The 17712-nt window shown below is 68.0% G+C and carries 15 protein-coding genes; 11 read left to right on the top strand and 4 right to left on the bottom strand.

The annotated features are described in order from the left end of the window. Window positions 1-995: 995 nt before the first annotated feature. Complete coding sequence (locus tag CM1CMNOD_RS19665; RefSeq protein ID WP_013875343.1) at window positions 996-1421, bottom strand: winged helix-turn-helix transcriptional regulator; 426 nt, start codon at window positions 1419-1421, stop codon at window positions 996-998. 98 nt (window positions 1422-1519) lie between these two features. Here CM1CMNOD_RS19665 and CM1CMNOD_RS19660 point away from each other — a divergent pair, with 98 nt between their 5' ends. The 6 genes from CM1CMNOD_RS19660 to CM1CMNOD_RS19635 all read left to right on the top strand — a co-directional run bounded on the left by CM1CMNOD_RS19660 (window position 1520) and on the right by CM1CMNOD_RS19635 (window position 7712). Further along, window positions 1520-2299, top strand: coding sequence for an SDR family NAD(P)-dependent oxidoreductase (locus CM1CMNOD_RS19660; protein ID WP_013875342.1), 780 nt, complete (start codon window positions 1520-1522; stop codon window positions 2297-2299). Between the two features lie 383 nt (window positions 2300-2682). Continuing rightward, window positions 2683-3081 (top strand): PPOX class F420-dependent oxidoreductase, encoded by a 399-nt coding sequence (locus tag CM1CMNOD_RS19655; RefSeq protein WP_013875341.1) that lies wholly within the window; start codon window positions 2683-2685, stop codon window positions 3079-3081. A 565-nt stretch (window positions 3082-3646) separates the two neighbouring features. Then, window positions 3647-4618: a metal ABC transporter substrate-binding protein gene (locus tag CM1CMNOD_RS19650; RefSeq protein WP_013875340.1), complete on the top strand. Its 972-nt coding sequence runs from the start codon at window positions 3647-3649 to the stop codon at window positions 4616-4618. Between the two features lie 175 nt (window positions 4619-4793). Next, the gene (locus CM1CMNOD_RS19645; RefSeq protein WP_013875339.1) at window positions 4794-5630 is read left to right on the top strand and encodes a metal ABC transporter ATP-binding protein; all 837 of its coding nucleotides are present in this window, start codon (window positions 4794-4796) and stop codon (window positions 5628-5630) included. A gap of 186 nt (window positions 5631-5816) precedes the next feature. Then, entirely contained in the window at window positions 5817-6764 is a 948-nt protein-coding gene (locus CM1CMNOD_RS19640; protein WP_013875338.1) for a metal ABC transporter permease, read from the top strand. After that, window positions 6765-7712 (top strand): metal ABC transporter permease, encoded by a 948-nt coding sequence (locus tag CM1CMNOD_RS19635; RefSeq protein ID WP_013875337.1) that lies wholly within the window; start codon window positions 6765-6767, stop codon window positions 7710-7712. Here CM1CMNOD_RS19635 and CM1CMNOD_RS19630 read toward each other — a convergent pair. Together CM1CMNOD_RS19630 and CM1CMNOD_RS19625 are read right to left on the bottom strand one after the other, a co-directional pair. Then, window positions 7702-8094 (bottom strand): SCO5389 family protein, encoded by a 393-nt coding sequence (locus CM1CMNOD_RS19630; protein WP_013875336.1) that lies wholly within the window; start codon window positions 8092-8094, stop codon window positions 7702-7704. The genes CM1CMNOD_RS19635 and CM1CMNOD_RS19630 overlap by 11 nt on opposite strands. 211 nt (window positions 8095-8305) lie before the next feature. Beyond that, a complete protein-coding gene (locus tag CM1CMNOD_RS19625; protein WP_013875335.1) occupies window positions 8306-9526 on the bottom strand; it encodes an ABC transporter substrate-binding protein in 1221 nt (406 codons plus the stop codon). Between the two features lie 80 nt (window positions 9527-9606). Here CM1CMNOD_RS19625 and CM1CMNOD_RS19620 point away from each other — a divergent pair, with 80 nt between their 5' ends. From CM1CMNOD_RS19620 to CM1CMNOD_RS19610, 3 genes are all read left to right on the top strand, one after another. Then, complete coding sequence (locus CM1CMNOD_RS19620; RefSeq protein ID WP_013875334.1) at window positions 9607-11565, top strand: ABC transporter permease subunit; 1959 nt, start codon at window positions 9607-9609, stop codon at window positions 11563-11565. Beyond that, window positions 11562-12977, top strand: coding sequence for an ATP-binding cassette domain-containing protein (locus CM1CMNOD_RS19615; protein ID WP_013875333.1), 1416 nt, complete (start codon window positions 11562-11564; stop codon window positions 12975-12977). Before CM1CMNOD_RS19620 ends, CM1CMNOD_RS19615 begins: the two co-directional genes overlap by 4 nt. Before the next feature lie 127 nt (window positions 12978-13104). Continuing rightward, window positions 13105-13767 carry a PIG-L deacetylase family protein gene (locus tag CM1CMNOD_RS19610; RefSeq protein ID WP_013875332.1) on the top strand — a complete coding sequence of 221 codons (663 nt, stop codon included), beginning with the start codon at window positions 13105-13107 and terminating at the stop codon, window positions 13765-13767. An 881-nt stretch (window positions 13768-14648) separates the two neighbouring features. On the opposite strand, the gene CM1CMNOD_RS19605 is transcribed toward CM1CMNOD_RS19610, so the two are convergent. Beyond that, entirely contained in the window at window positions 14649-16052 is a 1404-nt protein-coding gene (locus CM1CMNOD_RS19605; protein WP_013875330.1) for a hypothetical protein, read from the bottom strand. A gap of 558 nt (window positions 16053-16610) precedes the next feature. Between CM1CMNOD_RS19605 and CM1CMNOD_RS19600 the strand changes: the two genes are divergently transcribed. Together CM1CMNOD_RS19600 and CM1CMNOD_RS19595 are read left to right on the top strand one after the other, a co-directional pair. Next, complete coding sequence (locus tag CM1CMNOD_RS19600; protein ID WP_047223131.1) at window positions 16611-16916, top strand: WhiB family transcriptional regulator; 306 nt, start codon at window positions 16611-16613, stop codon at window positions 16914-16916. Then, entirely contained in the window at window positions 16913-17275 is a 363-nt protein-coding gene (locus tag CM1CMNOD_RS19595) for a hypothetical protein (RefSeq protein WP_013875328.1), read from the top strand. Before CM1CMNOD_RS19600 ends, CM1CMNOD_RS19595 begins: the two co-directional genes overlap by 4 nt. Window positions 17276-17712: the final 437 nt, after the last annotated feature.

The raw sequence follows: 17712 nt of genomic DNA, 5'->3' as shown, positions 1-17712 counted from the left end.
GGAGGCGTCAGCGAGAAGGGCGGATCCGCTCGGCCGGCCAGCTCGCTCCGTCAGTGTTGTCATGTGGTCCTTTCTGGAGTGCGGAGCATTCGGTTGCTGCCAGGGGCCCGGTCACGGCCGAGGTCGATGTCGGCCTGGCGTGTCTGTATACGGATACATCGATTTACGGAGGTATCCACCCGGTCGCCGCTGGTTGATCGAATGCCCTGTTCTCGGGCGCTCCCACTCGGTGAACCGGGGATTTTCGGTCGCCGGCGGCGCGAAAAGAAGCATGGTCACGTCGTCTTCGATTTTTCGGTGCGCGGGGAACCAGGGCTTTTCCCGGCCACCACCATCCGTGCCGTCACCGGGCGACGGCACGGATCCCCGGTCACGCCGTCTGGGGACCCCGCTGCCCTCCATGGTGCGGGAGACCGGCCGGATCGCCGGCCGTGTCGGCCCGCGTCCACTGGACGCGCCCCGATCGGTGGCTGCGTTCCGGCCAGCCGTCCCGGAGGCGAAGCAGCCGGCCGTCCGGAGCTTCGGCCGCGGCTGGCGATGTGATCGCGCGGTCATCGTGGGAGCCCACAGCCCGATTCGCCGGCTCCGACCCGCTGACCCCGACCCCAGCGCATCTCCGCTCCTTGAACTGATAAGCGCCAAATCAACCGCTCACTGGATCCAATCTCTTACGCAGAGTAACAGTTGCTGGCAGCTCTATGCGATGACTGCTAGGAGTCGTGGTGTCGGTGCCTGGAGCGGCTGCCGAGTAATCGGCGGCTGTCTTCCGAGTACCTTCCTGGAAACTGTCGCCTATCTGACAGTGGACGGCGATGTCGCGCTCCCGCCGTGTCCGGGGCTGTCCGCTCGACAGGCGACCGTTTGTAATATTTGTTCAGAAAAAGGAAAAATTTCCCTACCGGTCGGATAGGTGCTCGTACGAGAGGGCCCGGCCCGCCGGGCCGCTGGCGGGGCGGGCGATGCGAGGAACCGGGCGTCCGGCCTCCGGCGCGGTTTCAGTCGGACTGGCCGTCTGATCGCGTGTCGTGGCGGTCCTGCGCGGCGCTGACCAGCTGGGCGTGGTCCCGGATCCAGATGAACAGTTGCTGGAGGGGCCGGGTCAGCCCCTCGCCAAGCGGGGTGAGGCTGTAGCTGACCCTGGGTGGGGACGAGGGCTCCACCGTGCGCTCGACCAGGCCGTCCCGGACGAGGGTGCGCAGCGTCTGGGAGAGCATCTTCTCGCTGATTCCTTCGATCTTCGTCCGCAGTTCGTGGAACCGGAGCGGACCAGTGGCCAGCCCGGTGAGGACCAGCACGCCCCAACGGCTGGTGACGTGGTCGAGCACCACGCGAGCGAGGCAGTCGCTGCGGAACGCGTCGTCGGCTGTACCTCCCGGGAGGCTCTCGGGGGGCTGCGGACGTGCCGACACGCCACAGAGCATACCCGGGTATCGCTTCTTACTAAAAGTAAGCTCCTATACTCTGGTTACCAGAGGGGCGACACCAGAGAGTCGAGTCGGGGGCCTGGGACGGAGGCGCGATGAATGGATCACGTGAGGTGGCGCTGGTCACCGGTGGAGGCCGCGGCATCGGCGCGGCGACAGCACGCGAACTGGGCCGCCGCGGCTACCACGTAGTGATCAATTTTCGGAGCAACGCCGATGCCGCCCGCGCGGTCGCCCTCGACATCGCGGCCGCGGGGGCGACGGCCGAGTGCGTCCAGGCCGACGTCTGCGATCATGATCAGGTCGAGCGGATGGTCGACACCGTCCTGGCTGACCGTGGCCACATCGATGTGCTGGTCTGCAACGCCAACACCGTGGCCCCGCCGTTCGCCCCGTTTGCGTCCCTGGCATGGAAGGACTTCATCGACAAGGTCAGCGGTGAGCTCGCCGGGGCCTTCTTCGTTACCCAGCACGTACTGGCCGCGATGCGACGCCATGGCGGCGGCCGGATCGTGTACGTCTCCAGCACCGCCGCCGACTACGTCGGGCCCGGCAGGCTCGCCCACTCGACGGCGAAGTCGGCGCTGAACACCTTCAGCCGCCATGTCGCCGCGGAAGCGGCGGTGTACGGGGTCACGGTCAACACGATCGCCCCGGGCGGCGTTCGCACCGAGGCGACCGCCGCGGTCCTCACACCCGAGCGCGAGAAGCATCTCGAGGACCACTCGATCCTGGGGCGCGTACTCGAGCCCGAGGACATCGCCGTGGTGATCGCGCAGACCGTCGACGCGGGTATGCGAGGCGTCACGGGGGCGCTGATCCGCATCGACGCCGGCTTCGGTGTGCTGGTCGGTGGGCCGTCGTCCAGCACGTGACATCCGCGAGAGCGGTCTCTTCGGGACCATCGACGCCTGGAAACACGGCTCGAAACGCGTTCTTCACGTGGCCGGACGGCCATGTGACCGAACAGTCTTTACGACAGTCTTTACGCGCCTGCGCGGCCGGGTGCGACCGAGCCTGTCCCGGCCGCGATTCCGTCAGCCCGCTCCGTGTGGTGCCCGTCCGATCGCCGTTTTGTGGTCGAACATGCCTTTTCCTGGGCGCTGGAAGCCTTTTCGGATATTCCATTCGGTTTTTCCGGCCAGCTCGTCCGGCGGGTGCAAAATTCCGGGCGTGTTCCTGGTTTCGATCGGAAATTTTCTCGGCGGGTCTGGGATTATCCTGAACCTGACCTCGATGTCGAGCGGAGAGGAACTCGATGGCCACACTCAACGAGGATGCCCGGAATCTGCTGAGCCGGCCGGTGTACGCCTGGGTGACCACCCTGCGCCCGGACGGGTCGCCGCACAGCACGGTCGTCTGGGTCGACGTGGACGGCGACGAGATCATTTTCAACACGGCGGTCGGTCGGGCCAAGGAACGGCACCTGCGCAAGGATCCGCGGGTCTCGATCGGTGTGCTCGACCCGGAGGACGCCTACCACCTGGTCAGCGTCTCAGGGACGGCCCGCCTCGAGATCGACAGCGCCGACGCCGTCATCGATCGTCTCGCGAAGAAGTATCTCGGCGTGGACAGCTATCCTTTCCGCCGGCCGGACGAACAGCGAATCATGGTTCGGGTGGAACCGCGGCAGATTATCCACAACACCGGCCGGTGACGGCCGCGGGCCGGGCGCACGGCTTCGGTTTCGTCCCGTAGCCGGCCGGGAGCAACCGGCCTGGAGAGGCCTTTCGGATGTTTTTCGGACGCGCCGTCACGAACGTGTCCGGAAACATCCGCCCGTCGAGAAGCGAAATCCGGCCGTTGGTCGGGCCCGGCGAACTGTTCCGGGGCCGCCGGTCCGGGCCGTTCGGCGACGGGATGGCTGGTGTAAGGCTTCACGATTGTTCAGGTGTGATGCTGTGTCGGCCCGGTAGGGGCCGCGCCAACAGCCGGACGATCTGCCGCCGGCCGCGCGTCGCCAGGTCATGCGCCGTGGGTGTTACGTGCCCTGAGTGTTTACGTGCCCGGGGTTGTGCGCAGTGGGGGCGGGTCCGCGCTCCAGGGGAACTCCGGGTGGTCGCTTTTCGTGATCATATGTTTGTCGCGCGTCCCGGAATGCCGGGCTGGTGCCCGGGAGGGTGGGTGGTGTCCGGGTGGGTGGTGACGGTCCGATTTGACACCCGAACCGGGAACCGTTTCCATTACGTGGTTGTCGTCCCCAGGATGGAGTCGTCCCACGTATGTCCCGGATTCGTTCGTCCGCAGGCGTCGTCAGCGTCCACCGCGCTGCCGGTCTCGCGCTGCTCGCGCTGCTCGCCCTGTTCGTCGCCGGCTGTGGCTCCGATGATGACGATGGGTCCGCGTCGGCGGCGCCGCCGGAGAAGCTCCAGGTGGTGGCCACGACCACCCAGGTCGCCGACTTCGTGCGGGCGGTGGGCGGCGACCGGGTCCAGGTGACACAGATCCTGCGGCCCAACGTCGACCCGCACGACTACGAGCCCTCACCGGCCGATGTCAAGGCGATCGGTGAGGCCGACGTGCTGGTGGCCAACGGTGTCGGCCTGGAGAAGTGGCTCGACGAGACGATCGCTTCCGCGGGTTTCGAGGGCACCCGGGTCGACGCCAGCCGGGATGTGAAGATCCGTCCGGGCAGCGGTGAGGAGGAGGAGAAGGACGGGGATCCGCACGTTTGGCACAACCCGCTCAACGTCAAGATCATGACTGCCAACATCGAGCAGGCGTTCACCGCCGCGGACCCGGCCGGGGCCGCCGCCTACCAGGCCAACCGCGCCGCCTACGACGGCAGGCTCGACGCGCTGGACGCCGACATCAGGCGACAGATCGACTCGCTGCCGCCCGCCAACCGCAAGCTGGTGACCAATCATGACGCGTTCGGCTACTACGTCGACCGGTACCAGCTGACCTTTGTCGGGTCGATCATCCCGAGTTTCGACACGTCGGCGGAGCTGTCCGGTCGCGACATCAGTGATCTCGTGGACAAGATCAAAACTACCGGGGCCAAAGCGGTCTTCTCCGAGTCGTCGCTGCCGCCGAACACGGCTGAGACGATCGGTCGGGAGGCCGGCGTCAAGGTGGTGGCAGGTGAGGACTCCCTGTACGGCGACACCCTTGGCCCGCAGGGCTCGGACGGTGCGATCTACCTGCAGATGGAGGAGCACAACACCAGGACAATCGTCAACGCTCTGAAATGAGCTGCAATGATGCGTTGATGTGACGGCTGGCACGGGGGCCGGCAGGGGGGCGAGGTGGGACCTGACCCGGGTCTGAGGATCCTTCGGATGGGCTGGAGCGGGGCCGGTCCGGGACGGGGCTGCTGAAGTTGTGAACCGCGACAGGCCGTCGGGGTCTGAGGTGAGGCATGGTGAAGTGAAGCAACAGGTGGCCGACTCCCAGGTCAGCGCCAGCGCCAGCGTCGGCGTCGGCGCAGTCCCTGTGAACGCTGACGACAGTCCCTCCTCCGCTGTGGTCTTCGATCGCGCCAGCGTCGCCTACGGCCGGCTGCCCGTCCTCGAGGACGTGGACGGGGTGGTGCGCGCGGGGCACATGGTTGCCCTCATCGGCCCGAACGGGGGCGGCAAGTCGACCCTGATCAAGGCGATCCTCGGGCTCGTCCCGGTCGTCCGAGGCCGCATCCAGGTACTCGGCCGGACACCGGCCCGGGCCCGTCAGGACGTCGCCTACGTCCCGCAGGCCGACGTCCTGAATCCGGATTTTCCGGTCTCCGTCAGCCAGGTCGTGCTGATGGGCCGTTACCGCCAGATCGGCTGGGTACGCCGGCCGCGCCGGTCCGACCGGCTGATCGCCGCCGAGGCGCTGGCCGCGGTGGGGCTCGCCCACCGCGGTGGCGACCGTTTCGGCACCTTGTCCGGTGGTCAGCGGCAGCGGGTGCTGCTCGCCCGGGCGATGACCCAGCAGCCCAGGCTGTTGCTGCTGGACGAGCCGTTCAACGGGGTGGACACGCTCTCCCAGCAGGCGCTGCTGTCAGCGATCGATGGTCTGCGCGCGGCCGGTACCACCGTTGTCATCAGCACCCACGACCTGTCCCTGGCGCACTTGGCCTGTGATGACGTCTGCCTGGTCAACCGGCACCAGTTCGGTTTCGGCCCGACCGCGGCGACGCTCACCCCCGAGCGGCTGCGGGCGGCCTACGGCAGCGCCGCGCTCGAGCTGCGGGGCGAAGGTGTCATCGTTGCCCATCCGTGAGCCGACCATCCGTAAGGTGACCATCCCCGAGCTACCCGGCATGAGCCGTACCTGGGCGCATCGGCCGTTCCCGGATCGTCCGCCGGCAGCGGAGCCGCCGGTGGGAGGGACGCCGGCACGGGGGTCGGCGACGGATGTGTCGGCATGGAGCGTCCGGACAGATGATGCGCCGACGAGGGATCCGCTGTGCTGAGCCGGTTGCTGCTGGATCCGTTCGCGCTGCCGTTCATGCGGCGGGCGCTGATCGAGGTGCTGCTGCTCGGCGCGCTGGCGGGGGGCGTCGGAGTGTTCGTGGTGCTGCGCCGGCTGGCCTTTCTCGCGGACGCGCTCACCCACGCGGTCTTCCCCGGCGTCGTCATCGGCTACCTGGTGTCGGGGCAGTCCGGGATCGTCCCGGGAGCACTGGTCTTCGCGGTCCTGGCCGCGGTGCTGTTCACCGTTGCCGCGGCCAGGGCGCGGGTGGGTCAGGACGCCGCGCTCGCGATCCTGCTGACCTCGTTCTTCGGGCTGGGGGTCGTGCTCGTGTCGCGGCAGCGGTCCTACACCGCCGACCTGACGACGTTCCTGTTCGGCCGGGTGCTCACCGTCGACTCAGCCCAGATCACGCAGACGGCGGTGGTGGCCGTGGCGGTCGGCCTGGTGCTGTACGCGCTGCGCAAGGAGTTGCTGCTGCGGACGTTCGACCAGCAGACCGCGCAGGCCATGGGCTACCGCGTGGTGCTGCTCGACCTCGTCCTGAACCTGATGATCGCTCTGGTCGTCGTCGCCGCGGTCAAGGCCGTCGGGACGATCCTGAGCATCGCGCTCCTGGTCGTTCCGGCGGCCGCCGCCCGGCTGCTCTCCGACCGTCTGCTGGTCGTGACCGGGCTCGCAGTCCTCTTCGGCATGCTCGGCGGCTGGCTGGGGCTCGCGGCCAGCTACGAGGCGTCGATCAACCACGGGGTGCGGCTCGCCTCGGGAGCCACGGTCGTGCTCGCGCTGGTCGTGTTCTACCTGCTCGCGTTGGGTGTCGGCCCGCTCGTCCGGCGCCGCTGGCGGCGGGGCGCGCGGCTGCCGGAGGAGGTCGCGGACGTCGACGAGCTGCGGGCCGGCCGGCTTGCCCCGGAGGCCCACGTGGGCGGAGGCGTCCGGTAGATGGCCGCCCTGGACCTGCTGTCGGATTCCTACACTCGCCGTGCCCTGGTCGAGGCGGTGTTCGTCGGCGCGCTGTGCGGCGCGGTCGGCGTGCATGTGGTGCTGCGGCGGCTGAGCTTCTTCGCGATGGCGATGACGCACGCCACCTTCCCGGGGGTGGTGCTCGCGGCGATCCTGGGGATCAACCTCTACCTCGGTTCGGGGGTTTTCGGCTTCCTGGTGGTTCTTGCCGTGGCCGCGCTGTCAGCCCGCGGCGACAACACGAGCGTCACCGGCGTCGTGCTGTCCGGCAGCTTCGCCCTCGGGGTGCTGCTGTTGTCGGCCCAGTCAGGGTTCACTAGAGATCTCACCGCCTACCTGGTCGGATCCATCCTCACCGTGCAGGCTGACGACCTGGTGACCTCCGGGATCGTCGCGGCCGTCGTACTGGTGGTGCTGGCGCTGCTGTCCAAGGAACTCGTCTTCGGGGCCTTCGACCGGGACGCGACCGTCGCGGCCGGCTATCCGGCCGGCCGGCTCGACGTCGTCTTCCTGTTGCTGGTCGAGGTGACGATCGTGACCTCGGTGCCGGCGGTGGGGACGATCCTGTCGGTTGCGCTGATCGTGGCGCCGGCGGCGACGGCCCGGCTGTGGTGCGACAGCGTGCGGGGCATGACCGTGCTCTCGGTCGTCATTGGGGTCGCCAGCGGTGTCATCGGCCTGGCGATCAGCCAGCAGTGGTCCGTGGCGGCCGGCGGTGCGATCGTGCTCACCGCTTCGGGGATCTTCGCGTTGTCGGCGCTGCTCGCGCCCACCATCGGGACGCCGTCCCGCCGCCGGCAGGCTCGCGTGGAGACGCGGTCGACCGTGGGTGCTGTGGGCGAGGAGGGCCCGCTGCCCGGGCCCGGCGGCGCGCCCACGCGCGGCGGTACGCCGGGTCCGGTAGCCAGCGGCGGGATCAGCAGTTGACGAACTCCGGCTGCTGGTTGAGCACCTGGCTCTCGTTGGAGACGAACCGCCGGTACTGTTCCCCGCCGACCGTCTCCGGACGGAACGCGGCTAGGCGGTGACAGTTCTGGAAGGCGAGCGTCACGCCGAAGCGCTGTTCCAGCGCGGCCCGGATGGAGGTGCTCGCCATCGCCCGCAGCAGCTGCCCCTGCGCCGCGTCGTCCGGCGGCGGGACAAGGTTGTCCGTGAAGTCGCGATCGTTGCCGGGCAGCTCGCCGGCGAGCCGTTCGACCAGTTCGTAGGCATATGGCAGTGAGTCGCGCACGCAGGTGAGGAAGGCGTCGTCCGGAACGTGGCCGCGTTCGGCCTGGGCGAGTAGATCGGGGGAGACGGTCAGGGACACGGAACCTCCTGGGACGGCTCGGGGGCGGTTCATCCGAGCCGCACTGTCTCCGATTTGGAAACCATTGTCAATACGGATTGCATCGAGGTGGTCGCGGGGCGGCTACCTCGATGCCAGGGTGCGGGGATGCCCCACCCACCGGTACCGCCAGCGATCAGCGGTGCCGGTGGGCCGGTCGGACGATGGCCCGATTGGCCGGTGGGCCTGATGATCATCCGATCAGCGTCATGAGCTCGCGGCCGTCCACCCAGGCGCCGGTGGCGTCGACGAACCCTCCATCCGACCACCGCAGAATGCGTACCGCCGTGTTGCAGACCGCTGGAAACGCTTTTATAAGGGTGCCGTCACAGGTGAATGAATGGGCCATCACGTTCGGATGATCCCGGGCTGCCCTAAATGCGTTCCGAAGATTTTCAGGGGTTGTCTGTGTGATTTCGGTGAGCAGCGAACGCGCCGCGAGAACGGTCGAGAAAGATGCCTGTGACAATGGTGAGCGCGACGCTTCCGGTACATTCTCGCGAAATGCTTTGGAATCCTGGTCGCCACCGGTGGCGTCGAGCGGAAGATAGCCGGATGCGAAGTTCATGTTACCGATGGCCTGGCCGCCGGCACGCGCCACCGCGGCCGTCGCGCAGGAGCCGACGAAGTATATCGGTGCTTTTACCTGAAGGCTGCCCGCGACCTGTGCTATGCGGGCACACGACTGGGCCGAGAAAACAACGACAATCGCGTCAGGGTTTCCGGACGCGACCTGGTTGACAGCCGGAGCGAAGTCCGCCGTGTCAACTTTCTCCGGCACCAGTCGGACCTCCGACACCCCTTTTTTCTGCAGAATGCTCCTGGATCCCTGGATGGCGGCGGTCAGCAGTCCAGGCAGGTCCGCGTACAGGGCATGGACCTTTGTGACATGTTTGGTGGTGGTCAGATACTCGGTAATTCCGAGCAGTTCCGTGAGCGTGCCGCCGGTCAGCGAGAAGGAGTTGGGCGAGCTCAGCTCCCCGCTCAGCTGAGGTGATCCGCTGACATAGGGAATGCCGGCCTGCTGGTAGAGCGGCATGGCCGCCTCGGTGCTCAGATCCACCCCGCCGATCACGGCCACGGGGTCGGCGGCTATGAGCCGGTTGGCACAGTCCTGGGACGACTCCGGTGAGCCATTTGTTGCACAGGGGACGAGTTCAAGCGGTCGGCCGTGAACCCCGCCGAGCGCCGCGTTGGCGTAGGCAACGGCGCTCTCGGCGGCTATTCGTGTCTCGGGAAACGATCCGAGCGGGGTGTTCTCCATGGAGACGAAGCCGAGCTTGACAGGCGGTCCGTTCAGGTGGTTTGCGGGCTGACCTGGGCTGTTGGAGCCGCTGCCGCGCTGGCTGGTGCACCCGGCGAGGACGGCCAACGTGACTGCGGCTGCTGCGACGACACGGCGGGACAGCGTCATATTGCCAGAAGTTACACTGCCTTAGCCCACAAGGCACCGTGTTGGTCCACAACAGGCTGCCCTGTCGATTGGAGAGCGCTGTGTCCACGTATGTCGCGGCACTGATCCTGGGTCTGGGCGCGGGCGCGGTGTATGCGGCGCTGGGACTTGGGCTGGTGCTGATACACCGTGCCTCGGGGGTGGTCAATGTTGCGCACGCCGCGTTCGCAATGTACGCCACCTACCAGTATGCGGAGCTGCGGGACGTGGGGGACATCGTCCTGCCTGTCGTGGGTCTTCCGCCCCGTATTCATCTGACCAACAGCCCCACCTTTGCGCTGGCGTTGACCGTGTCACTGGCCATGACCGCGCTGCTCGGCCTGCTTGTGTATTTTCTCATATTTCGGCCGCTCCGGCACGCCCCGCCGGCCCTGTCCCTGGTCGCCTCGGTCGGTCTCATGATCGCCCTGCAGGCGCTGGCGGTGCTACAGTTCGGGTCGGACAACAGGTTCATTGATTCCGTACTTCCGCAGAAATCCTTCTCCGCGTTCGGGGTGACCGTTCCGGTCGACCGTCCGCTGCTCGCGATACTGGTCACAGGTATCGGAATGATCATGTGGGCGGTATCCCGCTGGACGCTGTTCGGGCTCGCCACCAAGGCGGTCGCCGAATCCGACGAGGCGGTGGAACAGTTCGGTTACCGGCCGGAGGCCGTCGCCGCGGTGAGCTGGGTCGTGGCGTCCGTGCTCGGCGCGCTCGCCGGAATACTCGTCGCCCCGATCAGCGTGCTGAGCCCGTCCACCTACACCCTGTTCATTGTTCCCGCGCTCGCGGCGGCGCTGCTCGGTGGGCTGTCGTCGTTCGGCGCCACTATTGTCGGCGCGTTGCTGCTCGGTATGCTCCAGTCGGTTCTCCTGCCCCTGCAGCACGACGTCCCGTGGCTCAACCAGCCCGGTCTACGGACGCTGTTCCCGTTGCTCGTTCTCATCGTCGTCGCGGTCACCCGCGGCCAGCTCATACCCGGGCGGGCCAGGGCCGTGTCAGCGGTCGCGCGGCTGCCCCGCGCGGAGCAGACCGGGCGTCCGTTGCGCGATCTCGCCATCCTCGTACCGGCCGGAATGATCGCACTGCTTGTTCTCAGCGGCCCCTATCGGCTGGGCCTGGAACGCAGCCTGGCCGCCGCCGTGGTGTGCCTGTCCTTCGTCGTGCTGACCGGGTTCGCCGGCCAGTTCTCCCTCGCGCAGATGTCACTGGCCGGGGTGGCCGGATTCCTGCTGGCCCGGTTGCAGGGTGGCCTCGGTGTGCCGTTCCCGCTCGCGCCGCTGCTCGCCACCGCGGCGGCCACCGCCGCGGGCCTGGTGCTCGGCGCGTTGTCACGGCGGATACGAGGGGTCGATCTCGCTATCGTCACGCTCACCGCCGGGGTCGCCTTCCAAGAGATCGTCTTTGTGAATCCGTTGATTACCGGTGGGCTTGCCGGCTCGGTCGTCCCGCCGCCGAAGCTTTTCGGCCTCGATCTCGGCGTGGCCGGGAAGGGCTTCCCACGGCTGGAGTACGGACTGCTCTGCCTTGCCGTGTTCGCGCTGTGCGGCTTCGCGGTGGCCCGGCTGCGCGCGTCCACGTCGGGCCTGCGCATGCTCGCGGTCCGCTCCAACGAGCGGGCGGCCTCGGCCGTGGGCGTCGACGCGGCCCGGACCAAGCTGCTCGCGTCCGCCGTCTCCGCCGGGATCGCCGGTCTCGGCGGATGCCTCATCGGTTACGGTCAGGGCAGGTTGTCGTTCGACTCCTTCGGGGTGTTCGCGTCCCTGTTCTTCCTGGCGATCGCGTCGGTCGGCGGGGTGATGAGCGTGCGCGGGGCGATGCTGGGCGGCCTGCTGGCCCCCGGCGGTGTGGTGTTCACGGTGCTCGACAACTTCGGCCATCTCGCGCGCTACCAGTCGTTGCTGTGCGGTGTGGCTCTGGCCGTCCTGGTGGTGGTACGTCCGGAAGGGCTTGCCTACGATCCGCGACAATCGAAGCCGACCCGACGGTTGGCCCGACATGCCGAGGTGGCCCGGTGACCATACGTCTGGACGTCGACGGGCTTTGCGTCCGCTACGGGAAGGTCGAGATCGTCCACGACGTGTCGTTCGCCCTGCGTGCCGGCCGGGTGACCGGCCTCATCGGGCCGAACGGCGCCGGGAAGACCACCCTGATAGACGCGATCACCGGGTTCACCCCGTCCAGCGCCGGCCGGATCGTCCTGGACGGAACGGTGCTGAACCCGCTGCCGCCGCACGAGCGGTTCCGCCGGGGCCTGGCCCGCACCTTCCAGTCGCTGGAGCTGTTCGAGGATCTCTCCGTCGCCGAGAACCTGGCGGTCGCCGGGCCGGAACCCGCCTGGACACTGGAGCTGGGTTCGGTCGCGGACCAGCAGCCGGCCATGCTCAACCACGACGAACGGCTCGCCGTCGGCCTTGGCCGTGCGCTGGCCGCGGGCGGTCAGGTGCTGCTGGTGGACGAGCCGGCGGCCGGTCTGGACTCGACTGCCCGGTCCGTCCTCACCGGTCGGATACGACGTCTGGCTGAACGTGGCTGCGCGATCCTGCTCGTCGACCACGACATCAAGCTGGTCTTCGAGGCCTGCGACGACGTCGTGGTGCTCAGCGGCGGCCGGGTGGTCGCGCACGGCCCGCCGGCGGAGGTCCGTGAGCGCGCCGAGGTCCGCGAGATCTATCTCGGCGCTCCGCCGGCCAGCACGGTACGGCTGCCCACACAGGCCCGGCCGGAGCGGGCGCTGGTCGTCGAGAAGGTCGTCAGCGGGTACGCGGGTGTCCCCGTGCTGCACGACCTCTCGCTCGAGGTCCGGGCCGGTGAGGTCGTCGCCCTGCTGGGGCCCAACGGTGGCGGCAAGACGACCCTGGTCCGCACGGTGGCCGGGACGATCGCGCCGTTTGGCGGTCGGGTAACCGTGCTCGGGCAGCCGGCGCGGCGGGCGCACCCGGCCAGGCTCGCCCGCCGCGGCCTGGCGGTGGTGCCGCAGGGCGGCACACCGCTGCGCGGCCTGACGGTCCGCCAGATCCTGCGGTTGGCTGTCGGCCGTCGGCCCGGCGACCAGATCGAGAAGACGCTGGAGAGCTTCCCCACCCTGCGTCCGCTGCTCGACCGGGGCAGCGGCGAGCTCTCCGGGGGCGAGCGGCAGCAGCTCGCGCTGGCCAGCGCCGTCGCTCGCCGGCCACGGCTGCTGCTGGTCGACGAGTTCTCCGCCGGCCTGGCGACCGATCTCGCACTCAGCCTGCTGGCCGTCCTGCGCCGGCTGGCGGACGAGCACGGCACCGGCATTCTGCTGATCGAGCAGCATGTGTCGCTCGCCCTCGCCGCGGCGGACCGTGGGTACATCCTCGACCGGGGCCGGATAGCCTTCAGCGACACCGCGGCGGCTCTCGCCGCCGATCCCGACCTGATCAACGCAAGCTATTTCGGGATGGGTTAGGGCGTGGTCCGGTCGAAGGCCCACAGGCTGTGGCCTGCGCGGTCGCGGCCGGTGGCTGCACTCCTCGGCCGGTGGCCCCGGATCCGGAAGGGATCTCGCACGTGGGTGGACGGGAACGGGCAGCGGTATGAATGACCATGGTCCGGCGGCTGGAACGCCCACGCCGGCCGGGACAGCCCGTCCGGGCAGCGTGCTCGCGGTGATGGCTCATCCCGACGACGCGGAGCTGTGGGCCGGCGGCACCCTCGCCCTGCACGCCCGGGCCGCCGGGGTCACCATTGCCGTCCTGCGCAACACCGCCGACCGGATGGCCGAGGCCGCGGCGGGGGCGCGCGTTCTCGGCGCGCGCCTGCACGTCCTCGACCCCGAACGGCTCGCCGTCGAGATCCAGGAGCTGCTGGTCGAGCTCTGTCCCGAGATCGTGGTGACCCATCCGCCCGCCGATGTCCATCCGCGCCACCGGCGGGTCGCCGCGGCCGTGCTCGAGGCGCTGCCGCGGGCGGTGCTTGCCACCGGCCGTCCGCGCCGGCTCTACACCTGCGACAGCTACAACTCCCTGACCATGGACGGCCCGGTGCGGGCCACCGCGATCGTCGATGTCACGGCCACCTTCGACGTCAAGCTCCAGGCGCTGCGCGCGCACGGCGGCACCCAGCCGATCGGTGAGGAGTTCGCTCCCATGGCCGAGAACCTCGGTCGGTTGTGGGGCGCCCGGATCGGAGTCGCCTACGCCGAGGGCTTTGTGGCCCTGCCCGTCCTGGGACGGTTGCCCGGTGCGACCTGTCTCTGACGGCTCGCCGAGGGCCAGAAAAATCGATCTTGTTTGATGGGTCTTCCGTTTGGTTGATCTTCATGAGTGTGGATCGGCATTCGGATGATCAGTATCCACCGGGCCCGACCCGGGGACGCGACTGAATCGATCATGTTTCTTCCGTGGCGGGCCCGTGGGGCCGTCCGGTCGGGCTGGTGGCGGGAGCACGTGAAATGGAATACCCACCGCATACCCACCGGGCGCCGGCCGTCCGATCGCGTGGACAAACCCGGGCGGCCCGCCCGGGCGTGACCTGGCTATCAGTTTCCCGGCGCGGTGTCGGGGCAGAAAGGCTCTGAAGATCCGGACTCTTCCGCCGCTGTCTTACCGGCTGCCCCGTTCGCGGTGTGGTCGAGGTGGACCCCGCGGGTGGGCATTTGGCGGGACACTTCGGGCATATTTAACTCTCCGTAATCGCCATTACCGTAAGGATTGTGATCGTCGCTTACGGGAGTCATCGACGGAGATCATATATGTGATCCCTGCGTGCTCCTCGGAAGATTGGATCTTGAAAATTTGGCCTTGAGTTGTCCTGGGTTGATCCTTGCGTGTGACGAGTATCACATCATTGACAATGACTCTGAAGATCATTCAATTGTGTCGAATCGGGTGTTCGGGGCAAAAAGGAAGGAGGCAGTCGGGGCGATGATGTCGTCCCGACTGCCTCCGAGGCCCTCGGCGCCTTGTCCGGCGCCGGAGCGGGGGCCGGTTCCTGTTACGGAGACCGGCTATGATGTCGCCGTCAGTAATCAGGCGGTCTGAGCCTGCCGGCTCCGTCCGACCGGTGGAACCGATCCGATCGGAGCCTCTGGCGTGGAAGGATCATGAGTGTGTTGCCTGTGAACCGTCAGGCTGAACCGTCAGGCTGAGCCGACGGCGGTCAGCGCGACGCGGGCGTGGTCCGTGAGATCGGCGGCTCCGGGGTATCCGGTAAGTTCGATCTCACGGCACAGCGTCGCCACATCTCTGCCAGCCATACCGGAGTCGAGAAGGGCTGCCTGTTCGACGGCCTGATGGCCGAGTTGAACCGCCGCTTCGGCATCTCCGGCCCGCACGTGCGCGACGCCCAACCTGGTCATGGCTTCCACGCGGGCGCGTGGGAAATCACCGGCCAGACCCTCGGCCGCGGCATCCAGGTAGGGAATCGCGGCGGCCCCGTCGCCACTGGACAACAACGCCTCACCGGCGAACAGCGAAATACAGGGCGGCACGCACCAGTAAATATGCGGCGGATCCTCCGCCGGCTGGGACTGATTGATGAGATGAACCGCGTCCTCGGCAGTTCTTGCGGCCGAGGCGCTTTCACCCGCGCGACCGTACGCGAGAGCGAGCGCGCCGGAGATAGCTGCTTTCTCGGTAGCGGTCATCGCCGTGCGAGCGCCGGCCTGAGCCGAGCGGAGCATGGTGATGGCGTCGTTCGGGTCGCCGTACCAGGACGCCTGCTCGGCCATGCAGCGCAGGATGTTGGCCCCCAGCGCCGGCTGCCCGGCCTCCCCGGCGGCCCGTAGCGCCACCATCCACAGCCGCTGGGCGCCCCCGTGGTAGCCGCTGTCGAACGCCGCCCAGCCCGCCAGCCGGGCGAGCTCGGCGGCCACGGCGTACAGCCGTGCCTCGTGGGCGTGGCCGTACAGCGCGGTCCGCAGGACGCGTACGGCGACCCGCAGCTCCGCCATGGACAGCTCGTATATGTCATCTCCTCCGAGAACGTCATCCATTCGGCGAAGCGTTTCGACCCGCCGCTCGAAGCCGGCGACGAGCGAGTCGCTCACACGCTTTCCCTCGAGTGCCGCGGCGAGCCCGGCTGAATCGGTCATGAGCCAGTGGTGCGCGACCGATGTCAGTGCCACGCCGGACACACTTAGAAACTTCCGCCTTTCCATGTTGGCGGTCACCTCCTCGAACCCGACGTTCAATCCGTCAGGTCTCCACAGAAGGTCGAGATCGGCGTCTGCCCATCGAGCCTCCCCATCGTCAACTGAATTGGACAGGAGTGCCAGGGCCCCGCTTTCGGGCCCGGTGTAGTCGCACGCCCAGCCTAGGGCAACGACATTCGTGCAGTAATAGCGAGCAAGGAGATCACAGTGTTCCCAGCTTGGGCGCTTGCCGCCCTCGTACTCCGAGAGGCGCTGTGCGGTCAACGCATCCCACGGTCTACCGATGTCCTCGGCGAGACTCTTGATCTCTTCCGCTGCCCGCGCCAGAGACAGGCCGCGGATCTGGCGTGCATGCTGCAACGGACCGATGGTAACCCTTCGAGGAGGCATCTGACCTTCTCCCATTTGGCCGTCATGTCAAGGCATGTACTCGGAACGTAGCCAACCCCCCCACCGGAGTCTAAGGACCCGCGGTCACCTGTGCTGAGTCGTTGTTCCTGGTTGGTCCGCGGAGGAGCACCTTGATTTTTTCCGGATTCCGCCCCCGTGGGTATTCGTCGGCCCCGTATGCGGCCCCGGCCGGAACCCCGCCGCGGCGGGACTCGGGCACACGCGGAGTATCCGGACGGTGATCGTGCGGATCTGCGAACTGGCCGGTAGCTGTACCGTCGGGCCCTGAATTCCACCATCCCGAACGAACTGGGAACACCGACTGTTGTCCTTCAGGCCTTATTTCCGTGTTCCGCGGGTCTCCGTGGGTGCTATTCCCGGATCCTGCGTTCTGAAACATTGTGAGTAGACAGCAACATGGGCCGGCCGTACGCTTCTGCTCGATTTAGTCGTCATGTCGACGCGACCACAGGACGGTGTCGTATGGGTAGAAGAGTTCTTGTGCTGGACGCCGACGGCGAGTTGCGCGGCCAGTTCGAGGACGTGAACTCCGCATACATGTGGAGCCGGGTCCGGACACAGGAGCCGCCATCCGCGGAGGATTTGGAAGTCTGGCGCCAGCGCAGCGCCTGCCGGGACGAGGACCCGGAGCTGTTCTTCCCCGTCGGTACCACCGGGCCGGCCCTGCGGCAGCTGGAGGAGGCCAAGGCCGTCTGTCGCCGCTGTCTGGTGATCCGGGAATGCCTCAACTGGGCGCTTGGCACCGGGCAGGAGGCGGGGGTGTGGGGCGGCCTGGACGAGGACGAGCGCCGTGCGCTGCGCCGCCAGCTGGTCAACCCGCCGGCACCACGGATGCCACGGTGAGCACGCCAACGTTGCAGCGCATCACAGCCCCGGTACCGATGGCCGCCGCGATGGCCGACTGGCAGCACACCGCGGCCCGACTATGGATAGCCGCACGTGAATATGCCGAGGCTGTGACCTCGGAAAGCGATGTCATGACGTCGCTCGCCCGGTTGATCGCCGATGGCGCGCCGGACGAGGAGATCGACCAGGCCCGTGCCCTGCTCACGCATCTGAGGGCCGTGCGCGCTGCCGTCGGCCGGCGGCTGGGCCTGACCGAACTGTCGGATGAGCTGGCTCGGGCCGGCTGGGAACTGCTGTCCGCCGTCCCGTCGGCGCGGGAGTGCGCGATCCCACGGCCCCGGCAGGGCGCGGCCTGATGATCCGACTCGCAGGGGCGGCGACAATGATCGTCGACCGTCCTCGAGCAGCGGGCCGCGGCCCGCGAGGAACGGTCCGCCGCGGTCCCGACGTGTCGGGACGCCCACGCCGTGGGAACGTCGGCGGATTTACCGGAAATGCGGAAACCGTTACCACGACGAAATATTCACTGCTCGTTCGGGCCGGTTACGGTTCCCCTTCCGGGGCCGGTGCGAATCCGACCGGGAATCGTTACGACACAACACCACGTGGATCCCCGTGCCACACGTCGGCCACCTCGGTCGCGAACCGGTGGCAAACGGCGGGCGCTCGCCGGACGCCGGTTGTTCCCGGCCGCGCCGGGTCCGGCCCGCATGGCCGGTAACCACGTGGTGAAAAAGCTCCCCGGACGGCCGTCGACAGTAGTCGTGGCCCCTGGGTGAGACCCCGGCGCGGG

Origin of the sequence: Protofrankia symbiont of Coriaria myrtifolia, from assembly GCF_900634755.1 — a bacterium.
GTDB lineage: Bacteria > Actinomycetota > Actinomycetes > Frankiales > Frankiaceae > Protofrankia > Protofrankia coriariae.
Note: the sequence above shows the minus strand (reverse complement) of the source record. Positions and strands in the feature narration are given on the sequence as shown.

Bases quoted from the DNA above. Each gene is read 5' to 3' on its own strand.
- CM1CMNOD_RS19635 (WP_013875337.1), top strand. From the start codon at position 6,765: ATGGCCGCCCTGGACCTGCTGTCGGATTCCTACACTCGCCGTGCCCTG.
- CM1CMNOD_RS19625 (WP_013875335.1), bottom strand. From the start codon at position 9,526: ATGACGCTGTCCCGCCGTGTCGTCGCAGCAGCCGCAGTCACGTTGGCC.
- CM1CMNOD_RS19650 (WP_013875340.1), top strand. From the start codon at position 3,647: ATGTCCCGGATTCGTTCGTCCGCAGGCGTCGTCAGCGTCCACCGCGCT.
- CM1CMNOD_RS19660 (WP_013875342.1), top strand. From the start codon at position 1,520: ATGAATGGATCACGTGAGGTGGCGCTGGTCACCGGTGGAGGCCGCGGC.
- CM1CMNOD_RS19600 (WP_047223131.1), top strand. From the start codon at position 16,611: ATGTGGAGCCGGGTCCGGACACAGGAGCCGCCATCCGCGGAGGATTTG.
- CM1CMNOD_RS19610 (WP_013875332.1), top strand. From the start codon at position 13,105: ATGAATGACCATGGTCCGGCGGCTGGAACGCCCACGCCGGCCGGGACA.
- CM1CMNOD_RS19655 (WP_013875341.1), top strand. From the start codon at position 2,683: ATGGCCACACTCAACGAGGATGCCCGGAATCTGCTGAGCCGGCCGGTG.
- CM1CMNOD_RS19605 (WP_013875330.1), bottom strand. From the start codon at position 16,052: ATGCCTCCTCGAAGGGTTACCATCGGTCCGTTGCAGCATGCACGCCAG.
- CM1CMNOD_RS19665 (WP_013875343.1), bottom strand. From the start codon at position 1,421: ATGCTCTGTGGCGTGTCGGCACGTCCGCAGCCCCCCGAGAGCCTCCCG.